We start from the raw sequence: 12,984 nt of genomic DNA, 5'->3' as shown, positions 1-12,984 counted from the left end.
TAGATGAACTCATACTACGTGTCTATGGCACAAAACGTCCTTCATATCACAGATTCTAATTTTGAAACAGAAGTTCAGGCATCCAGCGAGCCTTTTTTATTGGATTTCTGGGCGACATGGTGTGGACCATGTTTGGCAATTGCACCGCATGTTGAAGCGTTGGCGAATGAATACGCCGGCAAAGTACGCGTGGGCAAGCTCGACGTGGACCAAAACAATGAAATCGCTTCACGTTTTGGAATTCGCTCCATTCCTACTTTAATTCTGTTCAAAAACGGTGAGCCGGTAGACCAAGTGATCGGCGGTGTCGCTAAGGCTACCCTTGAGAATATGTTGAAGAAGCACTTGGCTTAATACGCCGCACCACCATCGCGGGCTTAAATGATAAATCGCTGTCTTCAAGCTCGCTTTCTTCGGGGATTCGATCCGCCACCAACTCTTGCACAAAGAGCATATCTGCAGGTGGGAAAGGCCGCAGGCCTAATTTATCGCCGGCGACCCATTCTAGGCTTTTCACATCTAGGGCCGTGGGGGTTCCTTCGGTGATTTTGCATCGATAGATGCATAGGTGGACTTCTTTGTTACTGTACGAGTAGGTGGTTTGAAAACAGCAAGAGCCCACATCCACTTCAATGCCAAGTTCTTCTTGAAGCTCACGCTTTAAAGCTTGTTCATCGGACTCTCCAGCTTCGACTTTGCCGCCAGGAAATTCCCAGGTCAAACCCATGTGCTTGCCAGGCCAGCGCTCGGTGATTAAGACCTGTTTGCCTTGCCTGATTAAGGCTGCGACAACTCTAAGTTTTCTTTCGTCCATATTTGTAAAGATAACCCGCCGTGCTGACGGCAAACAAGGTTGCATCAGAAGAAAAATCAAAGTCTGCCGCAAAGCCAAGACCCGATCCTAAATTTGAAAGTGGACGGCCAGATGCCGCATTCAGAACATATAACGCAGCGCTGTCTGAGCCTAGGTAAACTGCGCCATTTTTAACGATTAAACGATTCGGACTGCCTTTTTTGAAATCAAATTTCCACAGGATCTTTTGGCTCGCCAAATCGATGGCGTAAACATATCTAGGGCCCGCAGCAATTAGCGATTTATCGCTCAGTGCCAAACGTGTGATATTGGGTAAATGGGGCACGGACCAACGGATGGCACCAGTGGTAGCATCTAGTGCAAACACACCTTGATTAAAGGATGCAACGGCAATTTGATTCGAGCCGATCGCAACTGGATCAGCGACGATACCTGGATAAGGTTTTTTGGTGTCACCTAAATTGAGGCTAAATAATGCGGCACCGCTGGCCAAGTCTAAGAACTCGAGTTTGCCACTGTCGCTGCCTAAAACAAGTTTGTCGCCTGCTATCAAGGGATTGGATTTCATCGACAGGCCTAAAGTGTTGGCGGTATGCCGCTTTTCCCAGAGCAGCTCGCCTGTTTCTAAATCCAATGCATGCAGGGTGCCAACACCGCTGACCACGTAGGCTTTGTTGCCATTGGTTACGATGGGATTGGTAAGTTCGCTGCCCAGTTTCTGCTGCCACACTGGATTCCAGGTATCAATGTCAAACTTAATCACGCTGCCCTGGTTGGTTCCAACCAATAGAATGTCTTCTAGCAGGGTAGGGGTGGTTAGTAAGCTGCCTGGTAAAGCAATGCGTTTTAAAACTTTGCCGCTGATGGGGGAGACGATATGCAGGTAACCGTCAGAGCCGCCGATATAGAGAACCTGACGTTTTTCATCTAATAGAGGCCCGGCGGTTTCGTGGCGATTCCAGCTAATACAGCCAGTGTCCGGCTCTGCAAAGAGAGAGGACACGCAGTAGTTCTTAGCAACGATTTGCTTGGGCGCTTGCTCGAGCGCGAGGATTTGCAATGTAAGGAGTAAAAACACGCGTTTTTATTTCGCTTTCAAAAAGCCAAGGCTGGCTAGTTCGGCTTGAATATTTTTGGATTTTTCGCTCTGACCCAAGACATCGTAGCTGGTTTTAAGTCCAACCAGCGCTAAAGGCCTTAGGGCATCTTTAGGAGAAAGTTTAGTCAGTAGCATTTCGTAAATTTTTGCTGCTGCGCCTGCATCGCCTAATTGGAGAGAAATCTTCGCTGAGGCCAGGCTTGCAAGTCTGGAAACCTTGGAATCGTCCTTAACGGCGATTTGATTGAGAGCGGCCTGAGCGGTTTTTAAGCTTTCAGGGTCGTCCTTTTTGATCGCTGCCAGTGCCCGATAATAGCTTTCCGATGCAACCTCGTTCTTTTTCTCAGCGAGATGAATCCAAACAGGAATGCCGCATACGATAACAGCAAAAAGGACAGCGACAGTAGCGAGAATGCTTTGGTTCTTTTTAATCCACATCCGATTCATCTGGGCAAAATCGCATGAGTTCCTCTTTTCAGCAAGTCCCCAATATGTCAGTTTTACGGATATATACATATTATGCTAAGTAAAATCCGATATTCTGACGATCAAGCGGTGCGCGTCAAAGACTTGGGCGCTGAAGGTGTAGTTGCCTACGTACATCGTTCCAAAAGCATTTTGCTGCACTGGGTCCTGCAAAGATCGATTTCTCAATTTGGTCTGCCTCCGGTAGTTTTTTCGGCGTTTAAATCTTCTTCCAAAGCGGCTCAATTAATTCGATCGCTCCGCAGTGGCCTCGGTGCGTTGGAGCTGTTTCTCAGAAAGCCCAACAGCGCTTGGTCCATGAAAAAAAGTCGTAAGCGAGACTATGTTCGGACTTTGATTCGCCTGCAAAAAAGCATTGAAAAGCCTATATTTTTGGTGCCCCATGCTTTGGTTTTAGGCGCTCGTTCCAGTAAACTCAGGCCCTCGGCCGTTGATCGGATTTTCGGCACCAGAGGCGAGCCGGGTTTTCTGCGCCTTTTGCTTAGGTTGATGGTGTTTAGGCGCTCTGCCAAATGGGTAATTGCTGAGCCTTTAAATTTAAAACTGTTTCTTGAAGCGAATGCTGGCGCACCAGATGAAATTTTGGTTCGAAAGGTGAGAGGCGTTTTGCTCAAGCGCCTCAAAGTTTTGGAAAGAACTTATTATGGGCCAGCTGCGAAAGGCACGGCTCGCATTGGTGCGGATACAATCCGCGATAATGATTTGCAGAGTTTCATGGCCGGCATTGAAACCCAAACTGGTTTGCCCAAAGTTAAGCTGCAAAAAAAAGCGCAGCAATATTATTCAGAGATAGCGGCTCGCTTTGATATCGATATGATCCACTTGATGGATAAAGTTCTAAGTTTGGTTTGGAACCGAATTTACGATGGTATCGTTTGGAAAGCGTCGGATATTGATAAAATCAAACAAGCTTCGCTGAGAGGGCCGGTGATTTTGGTGCCTGCGCATCGAAGCCACATGGACTATGTGGTTTTAAGCCAGATTCTATATTGGGAAGGCCTGATGCTCCCCCATGTGGCTGCAGGCGATAATTTGTCGTTTTTTCCTCTGGGAGCGATATTTAGACAAGGCGGCGCTTATTTTATCCGGCGCAGTTTTAAGGGCGATCCTTTGTACCCTCAAGTGGTCAGGGCTTATATTAAAAGGCTCCTGAGAGAGCGGTTTACGCAAGAATTTTTTATCGAAGGCGCGAGAAGCCGTAGCGGTAAAACCATGCCGCCTAAGCTTGGTTTGCTGTCTATTATGGTGGACTGTTTAAGCAAGCATAAGCTTTCTGAAGCAACGTTTATCCCCGTCTCCATCTCTTATGAAAAGCTGGTAGAAGCGGGCGAATATCGCCTAGAGCTTGAAGGTGCAGATAAACGACGAGAGGGGCGCAGAGATCTGCTCAGCTCACTTAAAATCCTACGCAAACGTTATGGGCGTGTGTTTGTGAATCTAGACGAGCCTATTTCCTTTGTGGAGCATTTTGATGTTCATCAAGGCGAAGGCTTGGTGAAAATCCTAGCGCAGCGCATTATCTCGGGTATCAACCGTTGCACGGTGGTAACGCCTGTGTCTTTGGTTGCGGCGGCATTGCTTGGCGCTAAACGTCGCATTTTGTCCCGTGCTCAACTGGAGTGGTCAGTTAAAAAAATAGCGCTGCATGTAGGAGTTCCTAAGCCAAGCTTGGAGCCTGTTTTAGAAGGCTTGCTGCAAGATGGATTGATTGTGGCTGAGCAAGCGGGCAGGCGGAGCTATTATCGAGTCCCTGAAAAGAATGCGCTATCTTTGGATTATTATAAAAATAATCTCATTCACCACTTTGTGGCGGATGCCATTTTGGCCACGGCTTTTATCGTATCTTGCGGTACAAATCAGCGCAAAGTGGTTAAAAAATCGGTCTTACAGAAAAAGGCTTATGCACTTACTCAGATTTTTAGGTTTGAGTTCACTTCTCCGGCTGGAGTGCCCTTTGAAGAGCTCTTCGAAAAGCGGATGGCTTCTGTGGTTGAAGCTAAAATCATGACCCGGGTGCAAGATCATATTCGTATGATTGATTCTCGGGAGAATGAGGAGCAGCTTTTGTTCGCCTCCAATTTGCTGGCTAATTTTATCGATGCGTATTGGATATGTTCCAAAAAGCTCGAATCGGCAGTTCTTAAATCTCCAAGTCGCAAGGCTTTGGTTTCGGCGCTTTTGGATTTTCTTAAGGAAGCTGTATTAAGCGGTGTGACGGACTACCCTGAGATCGCGAGTAAATCTCTCGTAGATAACGCTTTGCTCTTATTTGAAGATATGGGTTTGCTGGTTTTCGAAGGCGGTAAAGCCAGGTTGAAGGCAGATAAAAAAGACGATCTGCGGCGCATAAATCAGCTTTTGCAAGAATGCCACTACGAAAGATAGGCAGATGAATTGACTTAGAAACGGACCCCATGTTTCAATCAGAACATGAAAAGTTCAAATTCAGGCTGGACACGCAACGATCTTTTAACCAACGACATGCCTCTGTCAAAGATCTCAGGGTTATTTCGATCGGAAGAACATCCGCCTGAAACTTCTATGCCGAAGTTCATCAGCGCTACCAAAGAGAAATATGATTATGAAGAAGTATTTGGCGATTATTGCCCGGTATTTTCCTATATCAAATGTCCGGTAGACAAGGCTTTTGAATACGCGGCCAACCCATTTAGCCTGGAAGAATGGACCTACACGCTCAGAGATCTAAAACTGGTTGAAGGCGATCTATATGTTGGCCGTGAGGCGCTGGCTCCTGATACCAGCATCTATGTGCGTACCGAAAGCTATGCAGACAGCAAAGTGGTGGATTATCTATGCGCCTGGGATCAGCCTAATGAGCTATGGATGCGGTATTACTGCCGTTTTATCGATGCCATGCCAACTTTCAATAAACCCGGCTGTGTGTTGATGTGGGTTAACTGCCGGCATCCGTATTACATAAGAGGAAACGACCTGCCGGAACATATTAAAAAGGCGCAAGCCCGCAAAGACAGGCCTTGGGTAGGTGATGTCTGGAATCTGTTCAAAGCTGGCCATCAGGTTGAGGCCGATAATATGAAAGCCATCTTGGAAAGCCGCTTTGGTAAGCTTCTTTAAATAAACTGCTTCAGCCAGGTGATGGCTTCTTCTTCGCTTCCAAACAGCTTCACAGGTGTTGGAGGCTTGTTGAAGCCAATAAAGAAGTTGCTGATAACGCGGCCGATCATCGATCGCGTCACCCCACCGCAGGCAGCCAGCAGTGTGCCTGCGCGTTCGCTCACGTAATAATCTCTGGCATCTTGATCCATGGAGTGAAGCGCTGTGAAATCGACCAAAATCGGTCTTTTCTTTTCTCCGCTGATGCGCTTGATGATGTCTTCGGAAGCCAAAGCGTCCGCCAGCGTTTCATCAGCATTTTTTAAGAAGACTTTTCGAAGGATGCCATCTTCCCCAAGCCATAGGCGCGCGGTGCGAGTGGTTACTTCGTTCGAATTTTGCTGAATATCCATGAATATCACCCCTGTTTAAAATATTTTAATATAAAAGTTGTTTCGCGATCAAATGAACAGTCATGTTAAACTGAATTTTAGGAGTTTAATGGTGAGTGAAGAGCTTTCGGTAACTCTAAATCCTGATGAAGCAGAGCGTCTAACGGAAGAGATCCTAGACGTTATTTTGAGTTTATCCGCTTTGGATTTTAGCAAGAAAGTTCAGGTCGGCTACGAAGACTCAGGTTTCAATGCAGTTGCCGTTGGGCTCAACATGCTTGGCCAAGAGCTTGAAAGATCCGTTATTTCTAAGCAAGCATTAGAGGATGAAGTTCTTAAGCGAACCCAAGAACTCACGATCAGAGAGCAAAAATATCGCCATATTTTTGAAACCACTTCGGTTTCGATTTGGGAGCAAGATATTTCTAAGCTGGTTTCTGCGATTGAAGATTTAAAAAAATCAGGTGTAACTGATATTAGGGCCTTTTTGGTTAAGCACCCCGAATGGATGGGGGAGACTATGTCTTTGGTGACAATGGTCGATGTGAACGGCACCTCGGTCAGCTTATTCGGCGCAGAAGACAAAAATGATTTGATGGCTAACTTTGGGAAGTTGCTCACTGAGGAAACGCTCTTTAATTTTCAGGATGTCGTTGTTGGGCTGGCGGGTGGCTTGCTTTCTTTTGATTTTGAGAGTGTGGCCAGGACCTTTAAGGGTGTTCCACTGAATATTATGATTCAGATTCGCGTGCCGCCTAAAGATGCTATTTTGTCCAACGCTTTGGTCAGTATTGTGAACTTGACCAGCCAGCGAGAGCTCGAGCAACAACTTAGGCAGTCCCAAAAAATGGAAGCCATTGGTCGTTTGGCCGGTGGGGTTGCTCATGATTTCAACAATCTACTCACAGTAATCTTGAATTATGGCCAGATGCTCATGGATGATTTGACACCGATGGACCCAATGCGCAAACGGGTCGAGGCCATCTTGGAATCCGGTGAGCGCGCTGCTTCGTTAACTCAGCAGTTATTGGCTTTCAGCCGTAAGCAAATTATCGCACCGAAATTAATGGATCTTAACGCCGTGCTGGTACGCATGGAGCGCATGTTGCAAAGACTGCTCGGAGAAGATGTTGAACTAATCAACCACGCAAACAACCCTGTGTGGCAAATAAAGGCCGATGCTGGTCAGGTTGAGCAAATCGTCATGAATTTGGCGGTCAACGCTAGAGATGCAATGCCAAGTGGCGGTAAGCTAATTTTAGAAACGCACAACGTCACGTTGGACTCAAGTCACCAAAAAGAACATTCGGGTGTTGAGCCTGGCCAATACGTGATGTTTGCCATTAGCGACAATGGCTGCGGCATGACCGAAGCGGTTTCGGCTCGCATCTTTGAGCCTTTCTTTACCACCAAAGGTTTAGGGCAAGGAACTGGCCTTGGACTGTCCACGGTGTATGGGAACGTCAAACAAAACAACGGTTTTATCTCTGTTTATAGTGAAGTGGGTCACGGCACCACGTTCAAATTATATTTCCCTAAAGTCATAGAAGAAGGAACCATTGAAAGCCCAATTCCATCTGAAGTGGCCAAGCCAGAAGGCGGCAAAGAAACGATCCTGGTGGTGGAAGATGAAGAACGCGTTCGCGGTGTAGCGATCAATCTCTTAAGCAAACATGGCTATCATGTGCTCGAAGCCCGAAATGGCGGCGAAGCCTTACTTATTTGTGAGCAAGAAAAGGGACACATCGATTTAATGCTGACCGATGTGATCATGCCAAACATGAATGGCAGGCAACTGGCGGAAAGACTTAAAAAAATCAAGCCCGACATGAAAGTAATCTTTATGTCTGGCTATACAGACAATGTGATTGCGGAAAACGGCGTGTTAGAAAGTGGTTCAGCATTTATTCAAAAACCTTTCTCCGCCATCAAATTGCTGAAACTAATTAGAGAAAGACTAGATATGTCGGAGGACACAAATGAAACTATCGGTTAAGCGTTACCACGAAAAACAATGGGACGGCCCACTACCATCTGAAATGGACTCTTCAAACACTCTGGTTTTAGTTTTTGCAGCGCCTTGCTACAAAAAGGATCCGGCTGCGATCGCCGAAATATACGCCAACTTCCCGAACTCAGTTGTTGCTGGGTGCTCCACCGCGGGTGAGATATTTGGGTCGCAGTTGTCGGATGAAAGTATTTCTGTAGCCATCGCTCAGTTTGAAAGCACCCGGCTCAGATCCACGTCATTTCATATTGCCATGAATGAACAGTCTTTTCAGGCAGGCGAGGGACTGGCGCGTGAGCTCCTGGAAGACGACTTGAAGGCTGTATTTATTTTGTCCGACGGCCTGTGCGTCAACGGCAGCGAACTCGTCCGCGGTATAAGTTCCGTATTGCCCAGTGAAATAGTCATAGGAGGCGGCTTGGCAGGCGATGGGTCAGCTTTTAAAGAAACCTGGGTCCTTCATGATAAAAAGCCGAGTCCCAGCTACGTTTCTATTGTGGGTTTTTACGGTCAAAACATTTTGGTGCGGGCAAGCTCTTTAGGCGGTTGGGATGTATTTGGCCCTGAAAGACTGGTAACCAAATCTGAGGGCAATGTTCTGTATGAATTAGACGGAAAGCCCGCCTTAACATTGTACAAAGAATACTTGGGCGAGCGCTCAGCAGAGCTTCCTGCTTCTGCCTTACTGTTCCCATTATCGTTGCGCTCGGAAGAGCAAGGCCGAAAAGGTTTGGTGCGAACAGTTCTGGCGGTTGACGAAGAAAAAAATTCGATGACTTTTGCAGGCGATATCCCTGAGGGCTCTTATGCGCAGTTGATGAAGGCAAATTTTGATCGATTGGTGAGCGGCGCGGCGGGTGCTGCTGAAATGGTCTCTAAAGGTGCGTCGCAAAGCTCCGAATTGCTGGCAATTGCAATCAGTTGCGTTGGTAGAAGGCTCGTTTTAGGCGCCCATACCGAAGATGAAACGGAAGCGGTGGTTGGCGTGCTACCACCCCAAGCAAAGCAAGTTGGCTTTTATTCTTACGGAGAAATTTCGCCCACTGGGACTGGCAAATGCGATTTGCACAACCAGACCATGACGATCACCACAATTGCCGAAAAGTAATATGAATAGTGTTTTAAAACGTTATCTTAAAAAGTCCGGTCTGGATGAGCAGGCTCCGCCGCCGACTCCCGAGTCGTGGCAGTCCTTTTTGGGATCAATTTCTCAAATTCTGGACCAATCGGACACCGATCGACGCTTGATGGAACATTCGTTGGAAAAGTCATCTGGCGAGATGATGGCTTTGTATCAGGACTTGAAGAAAAATTCTGAAGTTTTACTCTTGAAAGAGGGCCAACTTAGACAATCTCAAAAAATGGAAGCCATTGGCTCTTTGGCTGGAGGCGTAGCGCACGATTTCAATAACTTATTGGCGGTCATCGTTTGTTATGCCGATCTCAGCTGTGATGTTTTGAATCCTGATGATCCATTACATAAAAATATTCAGGCAATTTTGCATGCGGCAAAACGTGGCAGCGATTTAACCAGGCAGCTACTAACTTTTAGTCGTCAGCAAGTTTTGCAACCAAAAGTGATCGAAATCAGCCAAGTGATTGAAGGTATGAAAGGGCTGTTGACCAGGCTGATCGGCGAAACCATTGAGCTGACATTCGATGTGCCTGCCGATCTTTACGCTATCAAAGCGGATCCCGGGCAACTTGAACAAGTTATTATGAATCTGGTTGTGAACGCCAGAGATGCCATGGAACTGCGTGGAAAGATTCATATCGAAGTTTTCAACGGCATTTTAGATGAGCATTCCGCGCTCAAACATCTTGGCGCCAATAAGTGCAGTCCTAGCACAGGCATTTTTATTGAAGTTACCGATACGGGCAGCGGCATGACTGAAGACGTGAAAGCGCGAATCTTCGAGCCATTCTTCAGCACCAAAGAAAAAGGCAAAGGGACGGGATTGGGTCTTGCCACGGTTCTTGGGATTATCGAACAAAGCCACGGAGGCATTTTCGTCGATAGCGTGCCCGGTAAGGGTAGCACCTTTAGAGTGTTTTTGCCCAAAACGGATGAGGCAGTAACAGCCGAAGCCGAAAGCGGCAAATTAGATGATCTGCGCGGTAAAGAAACCATTTTGGTCGTGGAAGATGAAGCAGATTTGCTGGATATAGTTTCCAAAACGCTGCGGTCACATGGATACAATATTCTGCCTGCGAGTTCAGCCAAATTAGCGATGGAATTAACACTTGATAGGCCAGTGGACCTATTGCTGACTGATGTGGTGATGCCAGAAATTGGTGGCGCCGAGTTGGCAGATACGATGCATAAACAATGGCACAATTTGAAAGTATTATTTATGTCTGGATATACAGACGATGCTGTTTTGAAGCATGGTGTCCAGTCTTCCGAAGTTGCTTTTCTGCAAAAGCCGTTCTCTGCCCGAGGCCTCTTGCAAAAAGTTAGGGAAACTTTGAATACATAAGGTAGAGTATACTCATGAGCTCAAAATGGATTCGCGTAAAAGGTGCGAGAGTACATAATTTAAAGAATATTAATGTTGATATACCTAGGGATCAGCTGGTGGTATTGACCGGTCTGTCTGGATCCGGAAAAAGCTCGTTGGCCTTTGATACAATTTATGCCGAAGGCCAACGGCGTTATGTGGAATCACTGTCGAGTTACGCCAGGCAGTTTTTGGAGATGCAGGACAAACCTGATGTCGATCAAATCGAAGGTTTATCGCCCGCCATCAGTATCGAGCAAAAGACAACGAGTAAGAATCCCCGCTCAACCGTCGCAACGGTCACTGAAATTTATGACTACCTAAGACTTCTCTATGCCCGAATCGGTAAGCCCCATTGCTATCAATGCGGCAAACCCATTCAAGGGCGCAGCAGCACCCAAATGGTTGACGAACTATTTGAAGAGCCAGCGGGCACCAAAATTCAGGTGCTGGCACCAATTGTTCGGGCACGCAAAGGCGAGTACCGTAAGGAGCTGGAAGAATTGCGAAAAGCCGGCTTCGTACGGGTGCGTATCGATGGCGAAGTGAAGCTCTTAGACGAAGACATCCGCTTGAATCCGAGAGTCAAGCATACCATTGAAGTGGTGGTGGATAGGCTGACCATTTCGCCGGAAAACCGCCCAAGAATCGCCGAAAGCATCGAGCTGTCGCTTAAAAAATCCAAGGGTTTGGTGGTGATTCTCCTTGGCAATCAAGAGCGATTGCTTAGCGAACATTCAGCTTGCACCGATTGCGGTATTTCTTATCCTGAGATTGAACCTCGCCTGTTCTCATTCAATGCGCCACAAGGTGCCTGTCCCGTGTGCGCGGGCTTGGGGATGCTATATGAGCGTGAGGAAGAAGATGAAGAGGCTGTCGGCGAGATATGTCCTTCATGCCAAGGCAAACGCCTGCGCACAGAGTCCTTGTTTGTGCTGGTTGGCAATTTGTCGATTGCTGATTTAACAGAAAAATCCATTCAGCAAGCTTTTGATTTTTTGAAAGCTATTACCTTAGGCGAGCGAGATTCGTTTATCGCAAAGCCCGTTCTCAAAGAAATTTTATCTAGGCTCGATTTTCTATTAGAAGTTGGCTTGGAGTATCTGACGTTAAACCGCGCCGCCGGCAGTTTGTCAGGTGGTGAGGCCCAGCGTATTCGACTGGCCACTCAAATAGGCTCCGCTTTAGTCGGCGTTTTATATGTGCTGGATGAGCCGAGCATTGGCCTACATCAGCGGGACAATGAGCGATTGCTCAAAACGCTGAAACGCCTTCGCGATTTAGGTAACTCCGTGTTGGTGGTTGAGCACGATGAAGAGACCATCATGGAAGCCGATCACGTGCTGGATATGGGTCCAGGCGCTGGCCGCTTGGGAGGTGAAGTTGTTTCTGAAGGGACCCCACAAGATATCTTAAAAGATAAAAAATCTCTCACCGGCCAATATTTGTCACGCAAGTTGAAAATAGAAATCCCTGCGAAAAGACGCATGGGCAACGGTAAGTTTATCGAATTAAGCGGCGCTACAGGTAACAATCTCAAAAACGTTCATCTGAAACTGCCTCTTGGGATGCTCACCTGCGTGACAGGTGTTTCAGGCTCCGGCAAGAGCAGTTTAATTGTAGATACTTTGCGCAAAGTCTTAAACAAAGCGTTCTTCGGCACCAAAGATCCTGCGCTGCCTTACAAAGCCATCAAAGGATTCGAAAATGTCGATAAACTGATTGATATTGACCAATCCCCAATTGGGCGAACACCGCGTAGTAACCCGGTGACCTATACCGGCGTGTTCGATGACATCAGACAACTGTTTGCCAGTTTGCCCGAAGCGAAGATGCGCAACTACGAAGGCGGGCGCTTTTCTTTCAACGTCAAAGGCGGCCGCTGCGAAATTTGCGCTGGTGCTGGCGTTATCAAGATTGAAATGAACTTTCTGCCTGATGTGTACGTGACCTGCGATGTTTGCAAGGGTAAGCGTTTCAACACTGAAACTTTGATGGTGGCTTACAAAGGCAAAAACATTTCCGAAGTGCTGGATTTGACGGTGGATGATGCGTTTGAATTCTTCGCAGCCATTCCAGCCATTGCCAGAAAGTTAGATACATTGCGCAAAGTTGGGTTGGGCTACATCCACCTTGGCCAGCAAGCGACGACGCTTTCAGGCGGTGAAGCACAGCGTATTAAATTGAGCAAAGAGTTAGCAAGGCGTTCGACCGGCAAAACGCTTTATATTTTGGATGAGCCCACCACGGGTTTGCATTTTCATGATGTGAAGCATCTATTGGAAGTGCTTAACTACTTATGCGACCAAGGGAACACCGTTTTAATCATTGAGCATAACTTAGATGTGATTAAGGTAGCTGACTGGATTTTCGATATGGGTCCTGAAGGCGGGGACCGTGGTGGCGTGATGATTGCGGAAGGCTCGCCTGAGACAGTAGCCAGAAATAAAATAAGTCATACTGGTAGGTTCTTGAAGCAAATATTCGAGCGCGAGCAACGAACACTTGATGAACGCGAGACGGTTTCGAGGGCGCCGATTAAAACCATTGACCAAATCAGGGGCCGCAAGGCGATTTTGGATCGCCAGCCAAAGCGGAAGAAGCGTTAG

At 47.1% G+C, this 12,984-nt stretch carries 11 protein-coding genes; 7 read left to right on the top strand and 4 right to left on the bottom strand.

What is annotated here, in order from left to right; translation table 11 throughout:
* Positions 1 to 24: 24 nt before the first annotated feature.
* Entirely contained in the window at positions 25 to 354 is a 330-nt protein-coding gene (gene trxA / locus V4534_04495) for a thioredoxin (GenBank protein MES2504120.1), read from the top strand.
* Here the strand turns inward: trxA and mutT are convergent.
* Genes mutT through V4534_04480 form a run of 3 tightly spaced genes read right to left on the bottom strand, consistent with a single transcriptional unit; the run spans position 317 to position 2,429 of the window.
* Positions 317 to 814, bottom strand: coding sequence for an 8-oxo-dGTP diphosphatase MutT (mutT, locus tag V4534_04490; protein ID MES2504119.1), 498 nt, complete (start codon positions 812 to 814; stop codon positions 317 to 319). The genes trxA and mutT overlap by 38 nt on opposite strands.
* Positions 795 to 1,892, bottom strand: a complete 1,098-nt coding sequence (locus tag V4534_04485; protein ID MES2504118.1) for a PQQ-binding-like beta-propeller repeat protein — start codon at positions 1,890 to 1,892, stop codon at positions 795 to 797. The genes mutT and V4534_04485 overlap by 20 nt, the downstream gene beginning before the upstream one ends.
* Positions 1,893 to 1,898: 6 nt before the next feature.
* Positions 1,899 to 2,429 carry a tetratricopeptide repeat protein gene (locus V4534_04480; protein ID MES2504117.1) on the bottom strand — a complete coding sequence of 177 codons (531 nt, stop codon included), beginning with the start codon at positions 2,427 to 2,429 and terminating at the stop codon, positions 1,899 to 1,901.
* Between the two features lie 3 nt (positions 2,430 to 2,432).
* Between V4534_04480 and V4534_04475 the strand changes: the two genes are divergently transcribed.
* Both V4534_04475 and V4534_04470 read left to right on the top strand, forming a co-directional pair.
* Positions 2,433 to 4,784, top strand: coding sequence for a 1-acyl-sn-glycerol-3-phosphate acyltransferase (locus V4534_04475; protein MES2504116.1), 2,352 nt, complete (start codon positions 2,433 to 2,435; stop codon positions 4,782 to 4,784).
* Between the two features lie 45 nt (positions 4,785 to 4,829).
* Positions 4,830 to 5,495 carry a hypothetical protein gene (locus tag V4534_04470; GenBank protein ID MES2504115.1) on the top strand — a complete coding sequence of 222 codons (666 nt, stop codon included), beginning with the start codon at positions 4,830 to 4,832 and terminating at the stop codon, positions 5,493 to 5,495.
* Here V4534_04470 and V4534_04465 read toward each other — a convergent pair.
* Positions 5,492 to 5,887 (bottom strand): hypothetical protein, encoded by a 396-nt coding sequence (locus tag V4534_04465; protein ID MES2504114.1) that lies wholly within the window; start codon positions 5,885 to 5,887, stop codon positions 5,492 to 5,494. The genes V4534_04470 and V4534_04465 overlap by 4 nt on opposite strands.
* A gap of 88 nt (positions 5,888 to 5,975) precedes the next feature.
* On the opposite strand from V4534_04465, the gene V4534_04460 reads away from it, so the two are divergent.
* Genes V4534_04460 through uvrA form a run of 4 tightly spaced genes read left to right on the top strand, consistent with a single transcriptional unit; the run spans position 5,976 to position 12,984 of the window.
* On the top strand, positions 5,976 to 7,862 hold the full coding sequence (locus V4534_04460; protein MES2504113.1) for a response regulator: 1,887 nt from the start codon (positions 5,976 to 5,978) through the stop codon (positions 7,860 to 7,862).
* Positions 7,846 to 8,982, top strand: coding sequence for an FIST N-terminal domain-containing protein (locus tag V4534_04455; GenBank protein MES2504112.1), 1,137 nt, complete (start codon positions 7,846 to 7,848; stop codon positions 8,980 to 8,982). The genes V4534_04460 and V4534_04455 overlap by 17 nt, the downstream gene beginning before the upstream one ends.
* A gap of 1 nt (position 8,983) precedes the next feature.
* The gene (locus V4534_04450; protein ID MES2504111.1) at positions 8,984 to 10,354 is read left to right on the top strand and encodes an ATP-binding protein; all 1,371 of its coding nucleotides are present in this window, start codon (positions 8,984 to 8,986) and stop codon (positions 10,352 to 10,354) included.
* 14 nt (positions 10,355 to 10,368) lie between these two features.
* Positions 10,369 to 12,984: an excinuclease ABC subunit UvrA gene (gene uvrA, locus V4534_04445; protein MES2504110.1), complete on the top strand. Its 2,616-nt coding sequence runs from the start codon at positions 10,369 to 10,371 to the stop codon at positions 12,982 to 12,984.

The sequence above is a fragment of the Myxococcota bacterium genome, from assembly GCA_040387835.1.
Classification (GTDB): Bacteria; Myxococcota; UBA727; order UBA727; family JABDBI01; genus JAZKCZ01.
This window is presented reverse-complemented; position numbering and strand designations above follow the sequence as displayed.

What these genes read in the sequence shown, in the direction of transcription:
- V4534_04480 (MES2504117.1), bottom strand. Translation starts at nt 2,429, where the DNA reads ATGTATATATCCGTAAAACTGACATATTGGGGACTTGCTGAAAAGAGG.
- V4534_04475 (MES2504116.1), top strand. Translation starts at nt 2,433, where the DNA reads ATGCTAAGTAAAATCCGATATTCTGACGATCAAGCGGTGCGCGTCAAA.
- uvrA (MES2504110.1), top strand. Translation starts at nt 10,369, where the DNA reads ATGAGCTCAAAATGGATTCGCGTAAAAGGTGCGAGAGTACATAATTTA.
- V4534_04470 (MES2504115.1), top strand. Translation starts at nt 4,830, where the DNA reads ATGAAAAGTTCAAATTCAGGCTGGACACGCAACGATCTTTTAACCAAC.
- trxA (MES2504120.1), top strand. Translation starts at nt 25, where the DNA reads ATGGCACAAAACGTCCTTCATATCACAGATTCTAATTTTGAAACAGAA.
- V4534_04455 (MES2504112.1), top strand. Translation starts at nt 7,846, where the DNA reads ATGAAACTATCGGTTAAGCGTTACCACGAAAAACAATGGGACGGCCCA.
- mutT (MES2504119.1), bottom strand. Translation starts at nt 814, where the DNA reads ATGGACGAAAGAAAACTTAGAGTTGTCGCAGCCTTAATCAGGCAAGGC.
- V4534_04450 (MES2504111.1), top strand. Translation starts at nt 8,984, where the DNA reads ATGAATAGTGTTTTAAAACGTTATCTTAAAAAGTCCGGTCTGGATGAG.
- V4534_04460 (MES2504113.1), top strand. Translation starts at nt 5,976, where the DNA reads ATGGTGAGTGAAGAGCTTTCGGTAACTCTAAATCCTGATGAAGCAGAG.
- V4534_04465 (MES2504114.1), bottom strand. Translation starts at nt 5,887, where the DNA reads ATGGATATTCAGCAAAATTCGAACGAAGTAACCACTCGCACCGCGCGC.